Source organism: Streptomyces sp. NPDC059003 (genome assembly GCF_042740445.1).
Classification (GTDB): Bacteria; Actinomycetota; Actinomycetes; order Streptomycetales; family Streptomycetaceae; genus Streptomyces.
Map to the genome: position 1 here is coordinate 13635 of NZ_JBHYJH010000103.1, position 20691 is coordinate 34325.

Annotated in this window: 18 protein-coding genes; 7 read left to right on the forward strand and 11 right to left on the reverse strand. The window is 75.0% G+C overall.

The genetic code is table 11. The annotated features are described in order from the left end of the window. Positions 1–48: 48 nt before the first annotated feature. The 7 genes from mvk to ACFWZ5_RS29775 all read left to right on the forward strand — a co-directional run bounded on the left by mvk (position 49) and on the right by ACFWZ5_RS29775 (position 7628). Positions 49–948, forward strand: coding sequence for a mevalonate kinase (gene mvk, locus ACFWZ5_RS29745; RefSeq protein ID WP_384891562.1), 900 nt, complete (start codon positions 49–51; stop codon positions 946–948). Between the two features lie 115 nt (positions 949–1063). Beyond that, a complete protein-coding gene (gene mvaD / locus ACFWZ5_RS29750; protein ID WP_384794765.1) occupies positions 1064–2128 on the forward strand; it encodes a diphosphomevalonate decarboxylase in 1065 nt (354 codons plus the stop codon). Continuing rightward, complete coding sequence (locus ACFWZ5_RS29755; protein WP_384794711.1) at positions 2125–3240, forward strand: phosphomevalonate kinase; 1116 nt, start codon at positions 2125–2127, stop codon at positions 3238–3240. The genes mvaD and ACFWZ5_RS29755 overlap by 4 nt, the downstream gene beginning before the upstream one ends. Then, positions 3237–4337 (forward strand): type 2 isopentenyl-diphosphate Delta-isomerase, encoded by a 1101-nt coding sequence (gene fni / locus ACFWZ5_RS29760; protein WP_384794713.1) that lies wholly within the window; start codon positions 3237–3239, stop codon positions 4335–4337. The genes ACFWZ5_RS29755 and fni overlap by 4 nt, the downstream gene beginning before the upstream one ends. Next, the gene (locus tag ACFWZ5_RS29765) at positions 4334–5395 is read left to right on the forward strand and encodes a hydroxymethylglutaryl-CoA reductase (protein ID WP_384794715.1); all 1062 of its coding nucleotides are present in this window, start codon (positions 4334–4336) and stop codon (positions 5393–5395) included. The genes fni and ACFWZ5_RS29765 overlap by 4 nt, the downstream gene beginning before the upstream one ends. Before the next feature lie 3 nt (positions 5396–5398). Continuing rightward, positions 5399–6568, forward strand: a complete 1170-nt coding sequence (locus tag ACFWZ5_RS29770) for a hydroxymethylglutaryl-CoA synthase (RefSeq protein ID WP_384794717.1) — start codon at positions 5399–5401, stop codon at positions 6566–6568. Positions 6569–6632: 64 nt separating this feature from the next. Then, positions 6633–7628, forward strand: a complete 996-nt coding sequence (locus ACFWZ5_RS29775) for a 3-oxoacyl-ACP synthase III family protein (protein ID WP_384794719.1) — start codon at positions 6633–6635, stop codon at positions 7626–7628. Between the two features lie 132 nt (positions 7629–7760). Here ACFWZ5_RS29775 and phzG read toward each other — a convergent pair whose 3' ends face one another. The 11 genes from phzG to ACFWZ5_RS29830 all read right to left on the reverse strand — a co-directional run. Further along, entirely contained in the window at positions 7761–8444 is a 684-nt protein-coding gene (gene phzG / locus ACFWZ5_RS29780; RefSeq protein ID WP_384794721.1) for a phenazine biosynthesis FMN-dependent oxidase PhzG, read from the reverse strand. Further along, on the reverse strand, positions 8437–9276 hold the full coding sequence (locus ACFWZ5_RS29785; protein ID WP_384794723.1) for a PhzF family phenazine biosynthesis protein: 840 nt from the start codon (positions 9274–9276) through the stop codon (positions 8437–8439). The genes phzG and ACFWZ5_RS29785 overlap by 8 nt, the downstream gene beginning before the upstream one ends. 67 nt (positions 9277–9343) lie before the next feature. Further along, positions 9344–11263 (reverse strand): anthranilate synthase family protein, encoded by a 1920-nt coding sequence (locus tag ACFWZ5_RS29790; protein ID WP_384794725.1) that lies wholly within the window; start codon positions 11261–11263, stop codon positions 9344–9346. Further along, a complete protein-coding gene (locus ACFWZ5_RS29795; protein ID WP_384794727.1) occupies positions 11260–11883 on the reverse strand; it encodes an isochorismatase family protein in 624 nt (207 codons plus the stop codon). Before ACFWZ5_RS29795 ends, ACFWZ5_RS29790 begins: the two co-directional genes overlap by 4 nt. 110 nt (positions 11884–11993) lie before the next feature. After that, positions 11994–13181, reverse strand: coding sequence for a 3-deoxy-7-phosphoheptulonate synthase (locus ACFWZ5_RS29800; protein WP_384794729.1), 1188 nt, complete (start codon positions 13179–13181; stop codon positions 11994–11996). A 64-nt stretch (positions 13182–13245) separates the two neighbouring features. Further along, positions 13246–13716, reverse strand: coding sequence for a PhzA/PhzB family protein (locus ACFWZ5_RS29805; RefSeq protein ID WP_384794731.1), 471 nt, complete (start codon positions 13714–13716; stop codon positions 13246–13248). Positions 13717–14017: 301 nt separating this feature from the next. Further along, a complete protein-coding gene (locus ACFWZ5_RS29810; protein ID WP_384794733.1) occupies positions 14018–15097 on the reverse strand; it encodes a polyprenyl synthetase family protein in 1080 nt (359 codons plus the stop codon). Between the two features lie 195 nt (positions 15098–15292). After that, positions 15293–15505: a hypothetical protein gene (locus ACFWZ5_RS29815; protein ID WP_384794735.1), complete on the reverse strand. Its 213-nt coding sequence runs from the start codon at positions 15503–15505 to the stop codon at positions 15293–15295. Positions 15506–15639: 134 nt separating this feature from the next. Next, on the reverse strand, positions 15640–19020 hold the full coding sequence (locus ACFWZ5_RS29820) for a condensation domain-containing protein (RefSeq protein ID WP_384794737.1): 3381 nt from the start codon (positions 19018–19020) through the stop codon (positions 15640–15642). Between the two features lie 426 nt (positions 19021–19446). Next, entirely contained in the window at positions 19447–20268 is an 822-nt protein-coding gene (locus tag ACFWZ5_RS29825; RefSeq protein WP_384794739.1) for a BTAD domain-containing putative transcriptional regulator, read from the reverse strand. Positions 20269–20394: 126 nt separating this feature from the next. Beyond that, a partial coding sequence (locus ACFWZ5_RS29830) for a hypothetical protein (RefSeq protein WP_384891561.1) occupies positions 20395–20691 on the reverse strand: 297 nt, incomplete at its 5' end.

Genomic DNA, 20691 nt, shown 5'->3' on the forward strand with positions numbered 1-20691 from the left:
TGGGCCCGCCCCCCCGCAAGGCACTTCGGGGGGGGCGCCCGCGGGGTGGTGTCGGGGGCGGCGGGGGGGGCCGTGCCGATCCCGCAGCTGACGGCCACGGCCAGCGCCGGCTGGTCGGCCGGCAGCGCGCAGGCCGGCGCCGCGGACAACTTGTCGTTCACCGCGACCGGTTCGGTGACCCGCACGATGGTGACGCAGGTCTCCGAGAGCCTGCGCCGGCTGACGGCGGCGTTCAAGGCGCGCACGGGGGTGACCGACGAGGCGCACCTGGACGTCATTGTCGACGGCACGGTGCCGCCCGGCGGCGGGCTGGGCTCCAGCGCCGCCACCTCGCGGGCGATCGTGCTGGCCCTGGCCAATCTCTTCGACCGCGACCTGAGCGATGCGGACGCCTTCGATCTGGTGCAGACGGCCGAGAACGTGGCGCACGGGCGGGCCAGCGGCGTGGACGCGCGGGCCGTCGGCGCCAGTGCCCCGCTGCGCTTCCAGGCGGGCCGGGCCGCCGAACTGGCCATCGGCTGCGACACCTTGCTCGTGGTGGCCGACAGCGGCAGTCCGGGCAGCACCAAGGAGGCCGTGCGCCGGCTGCGCGCGAGTTTCACCGGCGCCGGTGCGCAGGAGCGCTTCGTGGAGCGCGCGGGCCGCCTCGTCGACACCGCCGTCGCGGCGCTCGCCGCGGGCCGGGCCGCGGAGCTGGGCGCGCAGCTGACGGAGTATCACGCGCTGCTGGGTGCGGCCGGGCTGAGCACCGACCGGATCGACGCCCTGGTCACGGCCGCGCTGGACGCGGGCAGCCTCGGCGCGAAGATCACCGGTGGCGGTCTGGGCGGCTGCATGATCGCGCTGACCCGCCCGGAGCACGCCCGCACGGTCACCGCCCGCCTGCACGAGACCGGCGCCGCCCAGACCTGGGTCGTACCGCTGAGGAGGGCCAGTGGCCATGTCTGAACAGACCGTGTCCGAGCCGGCCGCGCCCGAACAGGCCCTGCCCGCACCGGCCGTGCCCGCACCGCCCGCGCCCGTCGCGTCCGGCGTGTCCGGTGTGTCCGGGCGGGCCGTGCGCATGCCGGGCGGGGCGCCGGTGCGCGCGCCCGGGGAGCCGGCCGCGGCCACCGCCGTCGCGCACCCCAACATCGCGCTGATCAAGTACTGGGGCAAGCGGGACGAGGAGCTCGTCCTGCCGTGCACCGACAGCCTGTCGATGACCCTGGACATCTTCCCCACCACCACGACCGTGCGCTGCGCCCCCGGGGCGCGGCGCGATGTCGTGACCCTTGGCGGGGTGCCCGCGACCGGCGAGGCGCTGGCGCGCATCGTGGCCTTCCTGGACCTGGTCCGCGACCGGGCGGGGGTGTTCGTGCGGGCCGTCGTCGACACCCGCAACACGGTGCCCACCGGGGCCGGACTCGCCTCCTCCGCCAGCGGGTTCGCCGCCCTGGCGGTGGCCGCCGCGCACGCCTACGGGCTCGATGCGGACCCCACCGCGCTGTCGCGCCTGGCGCGGCGCGGCTCCGGTTCGGCGTCCCGGTCGATCTTCGGCGGCTTCGCCCTGTGGCACGCGGGCCACGGCAGCGAAGGCGGTGCAGGAGTGGGGGGCGGCGCGGGGGGTGCGGCCGATCTCGCCTCGTACGCGGAGCCGGTGCCCGCGGGCGAGCTGGATCCGGCGCTGGTCGTCGCGGTCGTCGACGCCGGGCCCAAGCACCTCTCCAGCCGCGCCGCCATGCGCCGCACCGTTGAGACCTCGCCGCTGTACGGGCCGTGGGCCGCCTCCAGCGCCGACGACCTGGCCGCGATGCGCCTCGCGCTGCTGCGCGCCGATCTCGAGGCGGTCGGCGAGATCGCCGAGCGCAACGCGCTGGGCATGCACGCGACCATGCTGGCGGCCCGGCCGGCGGTGCGCTACCTGGCCCCGGCCTCACTGGCGGTGCTCGACAGCGTGCTGCAGCTGCGCCGCGAGGGGGTGCTCGCCTACGCCACCATGGACGCGGGCCCGAACGTGAAGGTGCTGTGCCGCAGCCCGGACGCGCAGCGGGTGGCCGCCGCCGTACGCACCGCCTGCGCCGGCGGTGCGGTGCACGTCGCCCGGCCCGGCCAGGGTGCCCGCCTGCTCGAGGCGGACGGGCGATGACCGGCGGGCGGGCGGTGGTGCGCAGCGCGCCGGGCAAGCTGTTCGTCGCGGGCGAGTACGCGGTCCTCGAACCCGGCAGTCCGGCGATCGTGACCGCCGTGGAGCGGGCCGTCACCGTCACCGTGCGCGCCTCCAGTACGCGCGGCGTCGTGATCGTCTCCGACCTGGTGGCGGACCCGATGCGCTGGCAGTGGCAGGGCGCGCGCCTGCGGGTGGCCCCGGGGCAGGACGAGCAGCAGGTGCGTACCGCTTCGGCGCATGTGGTGGCGGCCGTGGAGAGTGTCGCCGCGCTGCTGGCCGAGCACGGCCTGCCCCCGCCCCGGGTGCGCATCGCCGTGGAAAGCACCCTGCACGAGCGGGGGCGGAAGTTCGGTCTGGGCTCCAGCGGCGCGGTGACGGTGGCGAGCGTGGAGGCCCTGGCCGCCCACGGCGGGCTGATGCTGTCGCGCCCGCAGCTGCTGCGCCTGGCGCTGCTGGCGGGCGCGCGGCTGGATCCCCGGGGCTCCGGCGGCGATCTCGCCGCCGCCGTCTACGGCGGCTGGATCGCCTACCGTGCGCCCGACCGCGCCCGGGTGCGTGCGCTCGCGCGGCGCCGCGGCATCGCGGCGGCGCTGCGCGCGCCCTGGCCGGGCCTGGAGGTGACCCCGCTGCCCGCACCGCGCGGCCTGCGCCTGGAGGTCGGCTGGACCGGACGGCCCGCCTCCACCGCCCGCCTGGTGGGCGGCCTGCACCGGCGCGGCTGGCGCGAGCTGGCCGCCTACAAGGAGTTCGTCGCGGCCAGCACCGACCTGGTCACCGCCGCGATCGACGCGCTGACCGGCGGCGACGACATGGCGCTGCTGCGCCAGGTCCGGTTGGCCCGCACGGAGTTGGCGCGCCTGGACGCCGCGGTGGGCCTGGGCATCTTCACGCCCGAGCTGACGGCGCTGTGCGCGGCGGCGGAGGCCGTCGGCGGCGCGGCCAAGCCGTCGGGGGCCGGCGGCGGCGACTGCGGCATCGCCCTGCTGGACGCCGGCGCCGCCGACGACATCGCGCGCGTGCACCGGCGGTGGGCCGCCGGCGGCGTGCGGCCCCTGTTCGTGGGACCCGCCCCGGAAAGGAACCTGCCATGAGCAGTGCTCAACGCAAGGACGACCATGTCCGCCTGGCCATGGAGCAGCAGCGGGCGCACCGCGGCCACAGCCCCTTCGACGAGGTGGCCTTCGTCCACCACGCGCTGGCCGGCATCGACCGGCCCGACATCTCGTCGGCCACGTCCTTCGCCGGCATCCACTGGAGGGCCCCGCTCTACATCAACGCGATGACCGGCGGCTCCGCCCACACCGGCGCCATCAACCGGGACCTGGCCACCGCCGCCGCCGAGAGCGGCATCGCCATCGCCTCGGGCTCCATGAGCGCCTATCTGAAGGACCCCTCCTGCGCCGGCACCTTCCGCGTGCTGCGCAGCCACAACCCGCACGGCTTCGTGATGGCCAACATCAACGCCACCACCTCCCTGGACGGGGCGCGCCGGGCCGTGGACCTGCTGGAGGCCGACGCCCTGCAGATCCACCTCAACACCGCGCAGGAGACCCCCATGCCCGAGGGCGACCGGTCCTTCGCCTCCTGGGCGGGGCGGATCGAGCAGATCGCGGCCGGCGCCGGCGTCCCCGTGATCGTCAAGGAGGTCGGCAACGGCCTGAGCCGGCAGACCATCGACGTCCTCGCCGAGCTGGGCGTGGCGGTGGCCGATGTCGCCGGGCGCGGCGGCACCGACTTCGCCCGCATCGAGAACGGGCGCCGCGAGAGGGCCGACTACGCCTTCCTGCACGGCTGGGGCCAGTCCACCGCCGCCTGCCTGCTGGACGCCCAGGACGCGCCGCTGCCGGTGCTCGCCTCCGGCGGCGTGCGCCACCCGCTGGACGTCGCCCGCAGCCTGGCCCTTGGCGCCCGCGCCGTCGGCGTCTCCGGCCTCTTCCTGCGCACCCTGATCGACGACGGCGTCAGCGCCCTGGTCGCCCGCATCACCACCTGGCTGGAGCAGCTGGCCGCCCTGCAGACCATGCTCGGGGCCCGCACCCCCGCCGACCTGGCCCGCTGCGACGTGCTGATCCAGGGCTCGCTGCGCGACTTCTGCACCGACCGCGGCATCGACACCGGCGCGCTCGCCCGCCGCTCCAGCCTGCTGGACTCCCTTGACGTACTCGACCTGACAGGAAGCACACCATGACCGACACCCATGCGATCGCCGGCGTCCCGATGCAGTGGGTGGGGCCCGTGCGCATCTGCGGCAACGTCGCCGAGATGGAGACCAAGGTGCCGCTGGCCACCTACGAGTCGCCGCTGTGGCCCTCGGTGGCCCGCGGCGCGCGCATCTCCATGCTCACCGACAAGGGCATCGTCGCCACCCTGGTCGACGAGCGGATGACCCGCTCGGTGCTGGTGGAGGCCCTCGACGCCCCCACCGCGTACGCGGCCGCCCGCGCTGTCGAGGCCCGCCTGGGCGAGCTGCAGGAGGTGGTGCGCGGCTGCAGCCGCTTCGCGCACCTGCTCGGCGTCCGCCACGAGATCACCGGCCATCTGCTGTTCCTGCGCTTCGAGTTCAGCACCGGGGACGCCTCCGGCCACAACATGGCAACGCTGGCCTCCGACGCACTGCTGCGCCACCTGCTGCAGACCATTCCCGGGATCTCGTACGGGTCCATCTCGGGCAACTACTGCACGGACAAGAAGGCCACCGCCATCAACGGCCTGCTCGGCCGCGGCAAGAACGTGGTCACCGAACTGACCGTGCCGCGCGCCCTGGTCGAGGAGCAGCTGCACACCACCGCCGCGAAGATCGAGAAGCTGAACGTCCGCAAGAACCTGCTGGGCACCCTGCTGGCGGGCGGGATCCGCTCGGCCAACGCCCACTACGCGAACATGCTGCTCGGCTTCTACCTGGCCACCGGCCAGGACGCGGCCAACATCGTCGAGGGCTCCCAAGGCGTCACCACCGCCGAGGACCGCGACGGCGACCTGTACTTCTCCTGCACGCTGCCGAACCTGATCGTCGGCACCGTCGGCAACGGCAAGGCCCTGGGCTTCGTCGAGACGAACCTGACCCGCCTGGGCTGCCGTGCCGAGCGCGCGCCCGGCGAGAACGCCCGCCGTCTGGCCGTCACCGCGGCGGCCACCGTGCTGTGCGGCGAGCTGTCCCTGCTGGCCGCGCAGACGAACCCCGGCGAGCTGATGCGCGCCCACGTCCGCCTGGAACGCTCCCACACGACCGCAAGGGTTGGTGTCTAGGACATGCCCCTGTCCATCGGAATCCACGATCTGTCCTTCGCCACGGGCGAGTTCGTCCTGGCCCACACCGAGCTCGCCGCGCACCACGGCACCGACATCGGCAAGTACCACGCCGGCATCGGCCAGGAGGCGATGAGCGTGCCCGCCGCCGACGAGGACATCGTCACCCTCGCCGCCGCGGCCGCCGCCCCCCTCGTCGCAGCCCACGGCACCAGCGGGATCCGCACGGTCATCCTGGCCACCGAGTCCTCCATCGACCAGGCCAAGGCGGCCGGCGTGTACGTGCACTCGCTGCTCGGGCTGGCCTCGGCGACGCGCGTGGTGGAGCTGAAGCAGGCCTGCTACGGCGCCACCGCGGCCCTGCAGTTCGCCATCGGCCTGGTGCGGCGCGACCCCGCCCAGCAGGTCCTGGTCATCGCCAGCGACATCTCCAAGTACGAGCTGGACAGCCCCGGCGAGGCCACCCAGGGAGCGGCGGCGGTGGCGATGCTCGTCGGCGTGGACCCGGCCCTGGTGCGCATCGAGGACCCCTCGGGGGTGTTCACCGCCGACGTCATGGACTTCTGGCGGCCCAACTACCGCGAGGCGGCCCTGGTGGACGGCCCCGGCTCGGTGGCGGCCTACCTGCAGGCCGCCGAGGGCGCCTGGAAGGACTACGGCGAGCAGGGCGGGCGCGCCCTGGAGGAGTTCGCCGCGTTCTGCTACCACCAGCCCTTCACCCGGATGGCCGCCAAGGCCCACCGCCACCTGCTGAACTTCACCGGCAACGACACCGGCACCGAGGCCGTCACCGGCGCCGTCGGCCTGACCACCGCCTACAACCGGCTGATCGGCAACAGCTACACCGCCTCGCTCTACCTGGGCCTGGCCGCCCTCCTCGACCAGGCCGAGGACCTCACCGGCCGCCCCATAGCCCTGTTCAGCTACGGCTCCGGATCGGTCGCCGAGTTCTTCGCCGGCGTGCCCGTGGCCGGCTACCGCCGGCGGCTGCGCACCGAGCAGCACCGCACCGCGATCGCCCGGCGCACTCCGGTCTCCTACGCCGCCTACCGCGCCCTGCACCAGCGGGCCCTGCCCACCGACGGCAGCGACCACGCCACCCCTGAGCAGACCACCGGCCCCTTCCGCCTGGCCGGGATCAGCGGCCACAAGCGCCTGTACGAGACCCGGTAGCCGCCGTGCCGCCCACCGCGCCGGGCGCCCGGCCGCATGAGAAGCATGAGAAGAGGGCCGCCGCATGAGCGAGGTCAGGATCCTGGGGACGGGCGCCTATGTGCCCGAGCGGGCCGTGTCCAACGACGAGGTCGCCGCGGCGGCCGGGGTCGACGACGCCTGGATCGTCCACAAGACCGCGATCCGCGGCCGCCGCTGGGCCGCGCCCGGCCAGGCCACCTCGGACCTGGCCGTGCACGCGGCCCGGGCCGCACTCGACGCGGCCGGCGTCACGGCCGGTGAGCTGTCGGTGATCGTGGTCGCCACGTCCACGCCGGACCGGCCGCAGCCGCCCACGGCCGCCTATGTGCAGGCCGGCCTGGGCGCGGCCGGTGCGGCGGCGCTGGATGTCAACTCCGTGTGCTCCGGCGAGGTGTTCGCGCTGTCGGCCGCCGAGGGCCTGCTCGCGCGGCGCGGCGGCCATGCGCTGGTCATCGGCGCCGACGTGTACTCGCGCATCCTCAACCGCGCCGACCGCAGGACCGCCGTGCTCTTCGGCGACGGCGCCGGCGCGATGGTCCTGGGCCCGGCCCCCACCGCCACCGGGGCGGGGGCGGGGGCGCGTATCCGGCATCTGCAGCTGTCCTCCTTCGGCGAGTTCGCCCACCTCATCGAGGTGCCCGGCGGCGGCAGCCGGCTGCCCCTGGACGAGCAGGCCCTGGCCGCGGGCCGGCAGTACTTCACCATGGACGGGCGCGGGGTGCGCCGCTTCGTCGCCGACCATCTGCCGCGGCTGGCCAAGCAGTTCCTCGACGAGGCCGGCGTGGTCCCCGACGACATCGCCCACTTCGTGCCGCACCAGGCCAACGGCGTGCTGCTGGACGCGCTCTTCGCCGACCTGGCGCTGCCTCACGCCACCATGCACCTGACGTTGACCCAGTACGCCAACACCGGCGCCGCCTCCATCCCCCTGACCCTGGACGCGGCCCGGCGCAGCGGCGCCTTGCGGCCGGGCGAGCTGATCCTGCTGGCCGGGTTCGGCGGCGGCATGGCCGCGGGGTTCGCGCTCCTTCAATGGTGAGAGCGCGCCGCAGGCGCCGCCCGCTGCCGCGGGGTTGAGGGTCCCCCTGGCGGCGGGCGGCCCCCACGGGGGCTGCAGCGGGCCGGCCCGCCCCCGCCACCGGCGGGGGCGGGCGCCGCTGCGGTGCCCCGCTCACGGCTGCAGCCGGCCCACCCTCCAGGCGCCGCGGGTGCGCTGGTAGAGCAGCCGCTCGTGCAGCCGGTCGCTGCCCTGGCCCCAGAACTCGACGGTGACCGGCTCCAGGCGGTAGCCCACGAAGGTGTCGGGGCGCGGCAGCGGGCGCAGCGGGGTGCCCAGCTCCCGCGCCCTGGCCCGCAGCCGGGCCACATCCTCCAGACCGTCGAGGGGCTCGCTCTGGCGCGAGGCCGTGCTCATCGCGTGCGTGAAGGGGGCCCGCGCGCACCACAGCTCCTGCGACCGCGCCGCGGGCAGGGGGCTGACCGGGCCGGCGAAGGTGACCTGCCGGCTGGTCTCGCGCCAGTACAGCACGCCCGATGCCCAGGGGTTCTGGGCCAGTTCGCGGCCCTTGCGGCTGCCGGCGTGGGTGAGGAAGACGATGCCGTCGCCGCTGACCTCGCTCAGGGCCACGGTGCGCGAGGAGGTGCGCCCCTGGGCGTCGGCGGTGGCCAGGGCCAGCGCGCGCGGCTCGCGCACCCCCCGCTCGGCGGCGTCCGCGAGCCAGGCGGCCAGCAGCCCCAGGGGCTCTTCGGGCGGCTGGATGAACTCGGGGAAGGGCACCTGCACAGTGCCGGTCATCGTCTCCGACCGGGGCACGGCAGCACCGGCAGCGGCGGCGGGGGCGGTGAGGTCAGACATGCAGGACCCCTTCCAGGGTGATCACGCCGGCGCCCGAGACCTCGACGCTGGTGACGTCCTCGCCGCTGCCGTGCGCGAGCGCGCCCATGGGCGAGGGGCGGCCCATCTCCACGCCCTGGGTGATGACGAGGCGCTGCCCGTAGCCGGCCAGGCCGTGGCGGGCCAGGTGGATGGCGATGGGGCCCGCGGCGGAGCCGGTGGCCGCGTCCTCCACGACCCCGTAGGCGGGTGAGAACATCCGGTTGCGCCAGGAACTGCCCTGGCCCGCGAAGCAGTTGGCCGCCATGTCGGGAAAGGCGGCAAGGGCGCGGTGGTCGGGGTCCAGCTTGGACAGCGCCTCGACGCTCTCCAGGCCGACCAGGACGTGCCTGGGGCCGTTGCGGTAGATCTCCACCGGCAGCGCCGCAGAGGGGATGCCGAGCGCCTCAAGGAGTTCCCCGGCCCGGTCGAAGGGCTCCCACACCGGCACCGGCTGGCGCATGCTCGCCCACACCGCCCGGCCGTCCTTGCGCCGCAGCTCGAAGGGGATCACGCCCATGGCGGTCTCGACCGCCAGCCGGTCGCCCTCGATGCGCCGGCCGAGCGCGATGGCGGTGCCCAGCAAGGGGTGCCCGGCGAAGGGCAGTTCGTTGACCGGCGTGAAGATCCGCACATGGGCGTGGTGGTCCGGGTGGCGGGGGCGGAGCACGAAGGTGGTCTCCGACAGGTTCATCTCCCGGGCGATGGCCTGCATCTGCTCGCCGCTCAGGTCGTCGGCCCCGTCGTACACCGCCACCGGATTGCCGGTGAGCGGCGCCGTGGCGAACGCGTCGACGACGACATAGGTGTGCATCTGGTCTCCCTTTGACTCCACTTGACTCCACTGGTGTGCTCTCGGCAGGCCCGCCCCCCCCCGGGGGTCAGGGGCGGGCGGCGGCGGTGGCCGGCTGGAGCAGCGCGGCCAGGCGGGTGGCGACGATGCGCGGCCCCTGCCGGGTCAGCACCGACTCCGGGTGGAACTGCAGGGAGGCAAAGCCCGGCCCGCTCAGGGCGTGCACCTCTCCTGTGGCTGCGTCCCTGCTGACGCGGACGCTCCCGTGGCCGGGCGCGGTGAATTGGTCGGCGTCGGCCAGGAGCGCGAAGGTGTTGTAGAAGCCGACCTGTTCGGCGGCGCCGAACAGGTCGATCTGCTTCTGCACGCCCTGGTGGGGGGTGGGCCTGCGGTGCAGCTGCAGGCCCAGCTGCAGGCCCAGGACCTGGTGGCTGAGGCACACCGCCAGAAACGGGCGCCGCTGGTGCAGCAGGGCCCGCACCGCCTGGTGCAGGTGGCGCATCTTGGGGTGGGCGCGCCGGCGCGGGTCGCCCGGGCCGGGGCCGAGCACGATCAGGTCGTGGCCCTCCAGGGCGTAGGGCTCGTCGAAGCGGCGCAGGCTCACCTTCAGCCCCAGGGAGGTGAGTTGCTGCTGCAGCATGGAGGTGAAGGTGTCCTCGGCGTCCACCACCAGCACCGAGCGATCGGCCAGCTGCGGGTGCGCCGCGGGGCGCGCGGGGGTGTCGGTGAGCCAGAAGTCGGCCAGGGCGGCGTTGCGCCGGGTGAGGGCCTGGCGTACCGCCGGGTGCTCGCCGAAGCGCTGGGTGCGGGCTCCGGCGCCGAAGGCGGAGAGCAGGGCGGCGGCCTTGGCGCGGGTCTCGGCGGCCTCCGCGGCGGGCTCGGAGTGGCGCACGATGGTGGCGCCGACGCTCAGCGTGAGCCGGCCGGCCGCGCTGATGTCGGCGGTGCGGATGAGGATCGCGGAGTCCATGGTGCGCGCGCCGGCCCCGTCCCGGCCGATGAGGGCGGCGGCGCCGCTGTAGTAGCCGCGCCCGCCGCTCTCGTAGCGCGTGATGGTGCGGCAGGCGCTCTGCAGCGGGCTGCCGGTGACGGTGGGGGCGAACATCGTCTCGCGCAGGATGTCGCGCACGTCGCGGTCGGTGCGCCCCTCGATGAAGTACTCGGTGTGGGCGACCTTGGCCATCTCCTTCAGGTACGGGCCCACCACCCGGCCGCCGCCGGGGCAGATCCGGGCCATCATCTTCAGTTCCTCGTCGAGCACCATGTACAGCTCGTCGGTCTCCTTGCGGTCGCCCAGGAAGTCCAGGACGCCGGTGAGGGTCGGCCCGGTGGGCGGGTAGCGGTAGGTGCCGCTGATGGGGTTCATCACGGCGGTGCCCCCGGCCAGGCTGACGTGCCGCTCGGGTGAGGCGCCGAGCAGGGTGCGGGTGCCCAGGTGGATGAGGAAGGTCCAGTGGGCGCCGGACTCGCGCTCGAGCAGGCGGCGGAAGAGGGCGGGGGCGCTTGGGGGCCCGTAGTCGGTGATGTCGGCGACGAAGGTGCGTTTGATGACGAAGTTGGCGCCCTCGCCGGTGCCGATCATTTCCTTGACCACGCGCCGCACCACGTCCTCGTAGGCGGCGTCGTCGACGTCGAAGCCGGCGCCGGACAGCGGGGTGGGCACGTCGGGGATGCGGGCGAGGACCTGGGCCAGGGGCAGCTGCTGCTGGCCGGTGATACTCATCGCGACCAGGTCGGTGCCGTCGTCGGCGCAGGCGAAGCCGCGCTCGGTCAGCTGCCGGTAGGGCACCACGACCAGCACCTCGTGACGGGCACCGCCACCGCAGGCGGTGTCGGGGGCGCCCTCGGCCGGTGGGGCGGGCAGCGGGATGTCGGCGAGGGCGGCGGGCAGCACCGTCTCGCCCGTCAGGACCTCCACCGTGTCCGTCCCGGTGGCGCCGGGCCGGTGCAGCAGGGCGTAGGGCCGGCCGCTGCCGGCCAGCACCTGGGCGAGCAGGTCGCCGCTCATGCGAACACCTCCTGGGCCAGCACGACGCGGGCGCAGCGCTCGGCGGCGTAGGTCAGGGCCTGGCGGTGGTAGTGGGCGGAGAAGTCGGCGGTGGCGTCGGCGACGAAGAAGGGCTGGATGTCGTGGCTGAAGGCGTCCACGGCCGTGGCCAGGACGCCGACGTGGGCGTACACGCCGCACAGGATGAGCTGGTCACGCCCGGCGGCGCGCATGCGGGTGAGCAGGTCGGTGCGGAAGAAGGCGCTGTAGCGCCACTTGGTGAGCTGCCAGTCGTGCGCGGCCGGGGCCAGGGCGTCGACGACGCGGCGGTCCTCGGGCGCGGTGCGCATGCCCGGGCCCCAGAAGTCCTTGAGCAGGCCGCGCTGCTGGTCGCTCATGCCGCCGGGCTGGGCGGTGTAGGCCACCGGCACCCCGCGGGCGGCGCAGCGGGCGCGCAGCCGGGCCGCGCGCTCGATCACCTCGCGGCGCAGCGGGTCGGGCAGGGGGTTGAGGAAGTAGCGCTGCATGTCGTGGACGAGGAGCACCGCGCGCTCGCCGGCAGGCTCCCAGGACACGGCGGCCGGCGGCAGGTCGCCCTGGGCGGGCAGCGGGTAGGCGGACAGGGCGGGTATGCCGGTCATGGCGTGGGTTCCTGTTCCTGCGCGGGTGCGCACATTCCTGCTCGGTACGGAAAATCGGTACGGAAGACCGGTACGGGAATCGGTAGGGAGGAGGAGAAGGAGAGGGGTGGTCAGGGGGTCCAGGCGGAGATCACGGACAGGGCCTGGCGGGGGGTGAGGCGCGGGTCGCAGAAGGTGGTGCGGCACTGGCCGACACGGGGCAGGTCGGCTGCGGTGTCGGCGCACTCGGTGACGGCATCGGGCGTGGTCTCCAGGTGCAGCCCGCCGGGGGTGGCGCCCGCGGCGCGCACGGCCCTCTGGAAGCGGGAGACCTCCAGGGCGACGGTGGCGACGATGCGGGTCTTGTGGCCGCCGGGTGCGGTGATGGTGTTGCCGTGCATCGGGTCGGTGAGCCAGATGGCGGGGTGGCCGGCCCGGCGCACGGCCTCCACCAGGGGCGGCAGGCGGGCGGCGACGCGGTCCGCGCCCATCCGTGCGATCAGGGTGAGCCGTCCCGGCTCGCGCCAGGGGTCCAGACGCTCGCACAGGGCCAGGAGTTCGCCTGCTTCCATGGTGGGGCCGACCTTGCAGGCCACCGGGTTGGCCACCCCGCACAGCAGGGCGACGTGGGCGCCGTCGACCTGCCGGGTGCGCTCGCCGATCCACGGCCAGTGCGTGGAGCTGAGGAACAGCCCGTTCTGGTCGTCGGAGCGGAGCATGGGCACCTCGTAGTCGAGCAGCAGCGCCTCGTGGCTGGTCCACACCGCGGGGCCGATCGCCTCGCGGCCCGCGGCGCGCTCGCGCCAGCCCAGGTGGCCGACGATGTCGCTGGCGGCCATGTAGCCGGTGAGGATGCGCAGCGGGTCCGCGCGGCGGCTCTCGGCGTCGGCTTCGGGGCCGTTGACCATGTGCCCGCGAAAGGCGGGCAGTTCGACGCCGTCGACGGTCTCGGTGTCCTTGGTGCGGGGCTTGGCGAACTGTCCCGCGATGCGTCCCGCGCGCAGCACGGGCCGGCCGCCTCTCAGCCCGAGCGCCCCGGCGAGCAGGTCGAGCACGGCCGCCTTGCGGGCCACCGGGCCCGGCCCGCACTCCTGGGGGTCCTCGGCGCAGTCCCCGCCCTGCACGACCAGGGCCTTGCCGAGCGCCACCTGGGCCAGCAGGTGGCGCAGGGCGGCAATGTCCTTGGCCCGCACCAGCGCGGGGCGCGCGGCCAGTTCCTCGCCCACCCGGCGCAGCTGCAGAGGGTCGCTCCAGCGGGGCTGCTGCCGCGCCCCGCGGATGCTCAGCTCACGGATGACGTGGTGGACGGCATCCTTCATGGCGTACTCCGATCCGGCGGTGGGCCCGCTCCGGGGGGCAAAAAAGAGGGGGGAAGGGGTGGGGTCAGGTCGGGATGCCGGTGCGCTTGATCTCGGGGACGGGGATGCCCAGGGCCCGCAGCTGCTGGAAGCCGTTCATGAACTCGCGCTGCCGCTTGATCTTCCCGTTCTCGAACTCGAAGGAGTGCAGGAAGTGGTTCTCGTAATGACCCTCGGGATAGTCCCCGAAGCGGATCTTGCCGCGGCCGTCGCACTCCACCCAGAAGTGGTCGGGGTCGTGCGTCTCGAAGATCTGCACGTTGTACCACTCCCAGTCCGGGAAGCACTTCAGGGACCACACGGCGTGCTCGGCCAGGCGGTCGCGGCCGTGGGTGGCAACGGGCCGGCCGGTGTCGGTGGTCCACAGCCCGCCGATGCCGTCCTCGGTGAACAGCTCGTGGCGGCGCAGCCGGTCCTGCCCCCGGGTGTTCATGTACTGCTCGACGACGGCGCGGTTGCGGCGCCGTATGTCGGCGGCGTCGGTGAATGCGGACACGGTGGCCTCCTGGAAAACACGGGGGTGCTCGGCAAAGGTGTGCGGAAAAGGCGTGCGGGCGAGGGGTGCGGGCGGGTGTGGTGGCGGGCGCCGGCCGGTGCCCGTCTCGCGGGCCGGGCGGGCGCAGGACAGGTGCGCGCCGGGGGTTTCAACGCGGCCCGGGCGCGCGGCAGTTCACCCGGTCCCCGGCGCGCCGGGCGCCGCCGGGGCGGCCCGGGGTGCGCGGTAGGCCGGTCTGGGCCGGGGTGGGCTCAGGTACCCGGGCCGGCGGGCCGGGGTGGTGGGGTGAGGTTGTGGGGCGTCACGAGGTGCGCTGGGTGGCGCGGACGGCCAGGGCGGTCAGCTCGTCCTTGGCGTGGGTGCTCGCGCTGCTGCCTCTGAGGCGGGCCAGGGCCCGCCGGGTGCGGCGGGCGATGTCGCGTTCGATGTGGTCCACCGCTCCCACGTCGGTGATCAGGGTGCGCATGGTGGCGAGTTCGTCGTCGGTGATCTTGGTGCCGATGCGGGTGCGCAGGAACTTCGCCGCGCCCGGGTTCTGGTCGTCGGCGTTGGCCAGGGCGACGGCGAACAGCAGGGTGCGCTTGCCCTGGATGAGGTCGTCGCCCGAGGGCTTGCCGGTCTCCTGCTCGGTGCCGAACACGCCCAGCAGGTCATCGCGCAGCTGGAAGGCGACGCCGATGTCGTGGCCGAACGCGCGGTAGGCGGCGATCAGGGCCGCGTCGGCGCCGGCGATCGCGGCGCCGATGTGCAGGGGGCGCGCCACGGTGTAGGAGGCCGTCTTGTACTCGTTGACGCGCAGCGGTGTGTCGGGGTTCTCGTCGCCCGAGGCCTCGGCCGTCAGGTCGAGGAGCTGTCCGTGCAGCACCTCGGTGCGCAGTGCCGACCACACCGGTGCCACGCGCGCCAGTGCCGCGGGCGGCAGGCCGCAGGTGTGGATCAGGTCGTCGGCCCAGCTCTGGGCCAGGTCCCCGACCAGGATCGCGGCGCCGGTGCCGTACTGCTGTGCGCTTCTTGTCCAGCACCGGGCGCGGTGCCGGCCGGCGAACAGCACGTGGGCGGCCGGGGCGCCGCGGCGCGTGGCGGAGGCGTCGATGACGTCGTCGTGGACCAGCGCCGAGGCGTGGAAGAGTTCCAGGGCGGCGCCGATGCGCAGCACCGCGTCGGCGTCGGTGCTGCGTTCGTCGCCGCCGGCGCCGAGCCAGCCCAGCCAGGCGAAGGTCGGGCGCATGCGTTTGCCGCCGCGCAGGACGTAGGCCTGGAGTTCACCGGCCGCCTCGGCGCAGGCCGGGCCGATCGCCGCGGCCTCGGCGCGGCGGTCGGCGAGGAACCGGCACAGCACGTCCTCGACGGCTTCGGCGGGTCTGGTTCGAGTGCTCGTCATGCCGTCAACTTCCCTGGTTCTCGTCGCAGATCGGACGGTGGATGAGTCGGAGGACGATGGCAGGATCCGGGCTCCGGCCGTCGTGTGCCGGTCTTGTCCCGTACTGGTCTTGAGTATTGGAGAGGCGGCTCAAGACCGGGTTGAGTTCCGTTCAGATGCGCTTGCACTCTTGCTGCAGCCCGGTGCCGGGCGGGGTCAGTCGATGCCGCGGACGAGGTGGGGCTCGGCCGCGGCGTCCTCGTCCTCGTCGACCCCGGCGAGCCTCAGCGGCGGGATCACCACCGCGGCGCGGCGCGCGGGATCCGGCATGGGGTCCGCCATGGGGTCCGGTGTGGGGTCCGGCATGGTGTCCGGTGTGGTGGCGGCATCGGCTCCCGTGGTGTCGTACACGTGCGGCGTCGTCGTCATTGACGGCCTCCCATGTCCTTGGTGGCTCGGGGCGCTCTTTCCACGATGCGGGGCGCCGCCCCAGCGGCACTCGAAGGACACCGGAACGGGCCGTGCACGCCCGCGGGCCGCAACGGGCGCGTTCGTGGGGGGGGTCAGGCGCGTTCGCGGGCGGCGGCGTCCCGCAGGGCGCGGGCCAGGCTGTGGGCGCGGGTGTCGGGGTCCGTGCAGGCGCCGACGAGCACCACCCGTGGTGCGCGGCGGGCTCCGCCGGCGAGCCGGCGGGCCAGGTCGCAGGCGAGCGCGCCGGCGCCGGAGAACCCGGCGAGCAGCAGGGCGCGGGGGTGGCCGCGCGCGTTCAGGGCGCGCCCGGCAGCGGTGGCATCGGCGGTGGCGGTCACCGCAAGGAGTTCTTCCGGCCCGTCATAGGCGCGGGCCAGAAGGTCGTAGCAGGTGGCCGGGGCGCCCGGCGGCGGCAGGAGGCAGATGGTGCCGGCCTGTTCATCGCGGGCGGCGCGCAGGGTGCGCAGGACCTCGCCGGGCCCGGAGCAGGGTGCCATGTCGGGGACGGGCATGCCGTTAAGGAAGTGCAGGGCCTGGGCGATCGTGGTGGACTCGTCGGTGTGCAGCGGGAGTTCGGTCAGCAGCAGCGAGGTCTGCACCAGCAGCTGCTGGGCCGCCGTCTCGCCGAACACGGCGCGGTCGTAGGTCATGGTCAGGGCCAGGGAGCCGCTGCGGTCGTGCCGGGCGAGCAGTTCCAGGGGCGGGCCGCCGCGGGCGGGGACGGTGCCGGGGAACTCCGCGCGGATGCCGTGCGCGGCCAGGTCGCTCTCCAGGCCCGCCACCGGGTCGGGCGGGTCCTCGAAGACGACGGCGGTCTGGGTGCTCTGGTGGCGTCCCGGGGTGCGCAGGGCGTCGGCGGGCAGCCACTCGCAGCCGGCCAGGTCCAGGGCCCGGTCGCGCAGGTCGCGCAGCAGGCCGGGCAGGCTGGCCTCCGGGTCGACCTGGACGGCCAGGGGCAGGTGGTTGCGCAGGGCGCCGGGGATGCGGGAGACGTCGTGCAGCGCGATGCCGCGGCCGGTGACGGCCGCGTCGAAGCAGACCGGGGCGGGCCCGGCGGCGCCGGACGCGCGGTGGATGAGCATCGCCCAGACGGCCTGCAGCGCGCTGGACTCGGTGGTGCCGAAGGTGCCGGCCCAGTGCACCAGGCGGTGGGTCTGGGTGCGGTCCAGGTGCAGGCGGGTGCGGCCGGCGCCGCTGGCCCGGGTGGCGGCACCGGGCCGTGCCGGGCGGGCGGCGGCGGCACGCGGGGGTGCGGTGCGTGCCCAGAACTCCCGGGCGGGCTGGGGGTCCTGGGCGTTCACCCACCAGCTGTAGTCGCGTACGTCGGGCCTGCGCTCGCCGCCGGGCACGGTGCCGCCGGCGAGGTAGGCGCGGTGGAACATGCGCAGCAGCAGGTGGGCGCTCCAGTTGTCGAGCAGGGCGCGGTGGTAGGTGAGCACGATGCGGGTGGTGTCGGGGTTCTGTCCGCTCGGGGCCGGTGCCGGCTGCAGGAGGGTGATGCGCAGCGGGCCCGGGCAGCGCAGGTCGAAGCCGCGCAGCCGGTCGCGTTCGAGGAAGTCCGACCAGTCCTCGCGGCGGTAGGTGCGGCGGCTGATCTCCGGGGTGACGCGGCTGTGCACGATCAGCTTCGGTTCGCCGCCGCCGATGAAGGCGGTGCGTACGGCGGCCTCGCAGGCGAAGACCGACTGCCAGGAGGCGGTGAAGCGGGCGAGGTCGAGGGGGCCGTGCCAGATCCACACCAGCTGCTCCACGTGCCGGCCGGTGCCGGGGGCTGCCTGGCCGCCGGTGAACAGGGCCGCCTGCTGGGCGGTGGCGGGCAGCACGCAGGGCAGCGGGCCGGTCAGGGCGCAGGCCACCTCCCGGAGCACGTCCTGCAGTTGGGCGGCCAGGGCGGCCGCCTGGGCGGCGGAGGCCCCGGGCAGGCCGGGCGCCCAGTCGAGGCGGAAGTGCAGGCGGCCGCCGGTGATGCGGGCCTGGGCCTCCAGGCGGTGGCGCGGGGCCGGGCCGGGCCGGCGGGGGGCCGGCTCGGGCAGCGGCTCCTCGCCCGTGTGCAGCGTCAGGCGGGCCCAGGCGGGCTCCACCGCGTCCAGTACATCGCGCAGCAGCGGGTTGGCGCTGAGCTCGCGGCAGGCGCCGAACCCGGCGCCGTCGGCGGCGCGCCCGCAGGAGGCGGCCAGCGGCCCGGCCACGGCGGCGAGTTGGCCAAGTCCCTGCAGGCTGAGGTCCACGGTGAGCTGGACGGGGTAGGCGTCGGTGAGCCGGCCGTTGGTGCGGCGCACGCCGGGCCGGGGGGTGGGCGGGGCGGTGCGGACGTCGAGGGCGATCTCCTCCACGCGCCGCCAGCGGGCCAGGGCCAGGGCGAACACGCCGGTCAGCACCTGCTCGCGGGTCAGGCCCAGGCGCCCGATGACGCCCTGCAGGATGCGCCGGCTCTGGCCCGCGTCCAGCGCGAGGTCGACGCTGATGCCCCGCCCGCCGCCGTGGGGGCGGCGATCGGGTACGCCGGCGCCGGTGTCCGTGCCCGTGGCGGGCACCCGGGCCAGGCAGCGGGAGGCGGCGGCGCTGGCCCTGCGGTCGGCGACCTGGGCCCAGTGCCGGGCCTCGGCGGGGTCGCGGGCCAGCTCCCGCAGGGCGGCGGCCGGCGGGGGCGGGGCGGGGGCGGGGCGCCCGGGGCGGGCCGGGGCGGCGTGCGGGGCCCGGCTTTCCAGTGCGGCGGCCACCTCGTGCAGGAGGCCTGGCCAGGCGGCGGCGTCCACGGTGTGCTCGCGGGCGATGAGGGCGAGCCGGTCGCGGCGCGGTCCGCGGCGGCGGTCGCGGGCGAGCAGGGCGCGCAGCGGGAGGTCGTGGCGGGCGGCAAGGGTGCGGCCGAGCGCGTCGACGGCCGCGGCGAAGCCGGCCTCGCTGGTGAACTCGCCCTCGCTCAGCACCTCCTCGCGCGGGGCGTGCAGGTGCGGGCGGGCGGACAGCACGGCGCGCAGGGCCGCGCGCACGGCGGCCGCATCGGGCGCGGGGGGCAGGTCGACGAGGCGGGCCTCATAGGCGTGCCCGGCCTGACCGGCGTACCGGGCCTCATCGGCGTGCCCGGCCTGATCGGGGTGCCCGGCTTGCGGAGCCGGGGCCGGGGCGGCGTCCGGGGCCGGGGCGGGGGCGGCGTCCAAGGCGGCGTCCGGGGCCTGGGCGGGGGTGGGCGGGCGGGCGGCGGCGGGCAGGTCGGTGAGCAGGCCGATGATGCGGGCCGCCTCGGCGGCCTCGGCGCCGGGCGAGGTCGCGGCGAGGTGCAGCGTGTGGTGGTCGGGGCCGTGCCGCAGCACCTGCAGCTGCCAGCCGGTGCCCGGGACGAGGCCGCAAAGGACCTGGCCCAGGGCCGCGGGGTCCAGCGGTCCGCGCAGGTCCAGGTCCCATGTCTCGTCGCCGAAGGGTCCGGCGGCGCCGATCGCGATCACGGTCACATGCGGGGAGCGGGCAGCAGACATGTGTGTTTCGGGGGCGTGCTCTCCCCCTCCCCCTCTCTGGGTAGGCGCCGGGTGAAAAAGCCACCGCAACTGGCTGCACCCTAAGGGCGGCAGGCAGCACGGACCGGCGTTTCCAAGCGGAGGTAAAGCCGCACCTGAGCGGTGCACGAGCGGCTGTGGGTGCACCACCGGCGCCGCGGGCGCGCCCCAGGGTGGCGCGCACGGCCCACCAGCGGCACCCGGCAACGCCCCGCACAGGCGAAGGCGCGGGCGCGGGCGGGGGCGCGGGCCGTGGTCGCGCCGGGCGGCGCGGTGCGGGCCCGGGCCGATGGTCCGCGCGGGGCTCCCCCGTCCCCCGCGCCCGCCCCGGCACCTCGGGTACGTCGGGTACGTCGGGTACGTCGGGCGGCGGCGAGCAGTGCGGCAGGCCCGGCGGCATGGGGGGCGTCAGGCCGCGTACCGGTCGAAGGTGGAGCCGCGGCGCGGGCCCGCCACCACATCCAGGGCCGGGTCGACCGCGAGCATCGCCTGGTGCAGGCGCTGTAACTGCGGCGAGGGCTCCACGCCGAGCTCCTCGACCAGGCGCATGCGCAGCCGGCGGTAGACGTCCAGGGCGGAGGCCTGCCGCCCCGAGCGGTACAGGGCCAGCATCGCCTGGGCGTGCAGGCCCTCGTGGTGGGGGTGGCGGGCCACCAGGTCGGTGAGTTCGGCCAGGAGTTCGGCGTGCCGGCCAAGGCGCAGGTCCGCGTCGATGCGCCGCTCGACGGTCACCAGGCGGGACTCCTCCAGGCGCATGGCCTCTATCTCAAGGACGGGCCCCAGTCTGACGTCCACCAGGGCGGGCCCGCGCCACAGGGCCAGGCCCTGGCGAAAGCAGCGGGCCGCCCGTTCGTCCTCGCCCGCGTCGAAGGCCTCCTGGCCCTCGGCGACCAGCCGCTCGTAGCGGTTGGCGTCCACGGCCTCCGGCGGCACCTGGAGCAGGTAGCCGCCGTGCCCGGTGGCCAGGACGTTCTTCTCGGCGCCGCGCGCGTCCAGGCCGAGCGCGGCGGCGATGCAGCGGCGCAGCTGCATGATGTACGTCTGCAGCGTGGTCATCGCGCTCTGCGGCAGCTCCGTGCGCCAGACCTCTTCCATCAGGGTCGAGACGGGCATGACGCGGCCGGGGTACAGCGCGAGCAGCGCGAACACCTGGCGGGGCTTCCCCGCGGTCGGCACGATCGTCTTCCCGTTCATGGTGGCGCACAGCGGACCCAGAACCTGAATCTCCATGACTTCCTCCGATCGTCGCCAGGAATTCCCCCTGGGCGGAAATTCGTCAGGGCACCCGAACGCTAGCCACGACGGGGCGGAAGCGCCCGTTCCTGCACTGGTATTCGAGCCGGGCTCAGCACGGAGTCATATTCGGGCAAGAACAGGAATAGTGAAGGGAAAGTGACGGCAAAACTTCCTGGTTGCGGTAACTTTCAACAACCGTCCGGGGCCGGGGTTTTCCTCGATCCGGTCTCGAACACCCCTCGTATCGTGATGAGTTCCAGAGGATTCCTGCGGATTCAGGCGGGCACTGCCGCGCGCCGGCGGCGGGGGGGACGGCAGTTGCCGACGGCGGATTTCGGTGAAGGGGCCTGCGGGCGAACAGCCCGGAAACAACAGCAAACCGGAAACAGCAAAGAGACGCGGCAGCCGCGCAGCTGG

Excerpts from the sequence above, each read along its gene's own strand:
- mvaD (WP_384794765.1), top strand. The coding sequence starts at position 1,064 with ATGCCGGGCGGGGCGCCGGTGCGCGCGCCCGGGGAGCCGGCCGCGGCC.
- ACFWZ5_RS29755 (WP_384794711.1), top strand. The coding sequence starts at position 2,125 with ATGACCGGCGGGCGGGCGGTGGTGCGCAGCGCGCCGGGCAAGCTGTTC.
- fni (WP_384794713.1), top strand. The coding sequence starts at position 3,237 with ATGAGCAGTGCTCAACGCAAGGACGACCATGTCCGCCTGGCCATGGAG.
- ACFWZ5_RS29765 (WP_384794715.1), top strand. The coding sequence starts at position 4,334 with ATGACCGACACCCATGCGATCGCCGGCGTCCCGATGCAGTGGGTGGGG.
- ACFWZ5_RS29770 (WP_384794717.1), top strand. The coding sequence starts at position 5,399 with ATGCCCCTGTCCATCGGAATCCACGATCTGTCCTTCGCCACGGGCGAG.
- ACFWZ5_RS29775 (WP_384794719.1), top strand. The coding sequence starts at position 6,633 with ATGAGCGAGGTCAGGATCCTGGGGACGGGCGCCTATGTGCCCGAGCGG.
- phzG (WP_384794721.1), bottom strand. The coding sequence starts at position 8,444 with ATGTCTGACCTCACCGCCCCCGCCGCCGCTGCCGGTGCTGCCGTGCCC.
- ACFWZ5_RS29785 (WP_384794723.1), bottom strand. The coding sequence starts at position 9,276 with ATGCACACCTATGTCGTCGTCGACGCGTTCGCCACGGCGCCGCTCACC.
- ACFWZ5_RS29790 (WP_384794725.1), bottom strand. The coding sequence starts at position 11,263 with ATGAGCGGCGACCTGCTCGCCCAGGTGCTGGCCGGCAGCGGCCGGCCC.
- ACFWZ5_RS29795 (WP_384794727.1), bottom strand. The coding sequence starts at position 11,883 with ATGACCGGCATACCCGCCCTGTCCGCCTACCCGCTGCCCGCCCAGGGC.
- ACFWZ5_RS29800 (WP_384794729.1), bottom strand. The coding sequence starts at position 13,181 with ATGAAGGATGCCGTCCACCACGTCATCCGTGAGCTGAGCATCCGCGGG.
- ACFWZ5_RS29810 (WP_384794733.1), bottom strand. The coding sequence starts at position 15,097 with ATGACGAGCACTCGAACCAGACCCGCCGAAGCCGTCGAGGACGTGCTG.
- ACFWZ5_RS29815 (WP_384794735.1), bottom strand. The coding sequence starts at position 15,505 with ATGACGACGACGCCGCACGTGTACGACACCACGGGAGCCGATGCCGCC.
- ACFWZ5_RS29820 (WP_384794737.1), bottom strand. The coding sequence starts at position 19,020 with ATGTCTGCTGCCCGCTCCCCGCATGTGACCGTGATCGCGATCGGCGCC.
- ACFWZ5_RS29825 (WP_384794739.1), bottom strand. The coding sequence starts at position 20,268 with ATGGAGATTCAGGTTCTGGGTCCGCTGTGCGCCACCATGAACGGGAAG.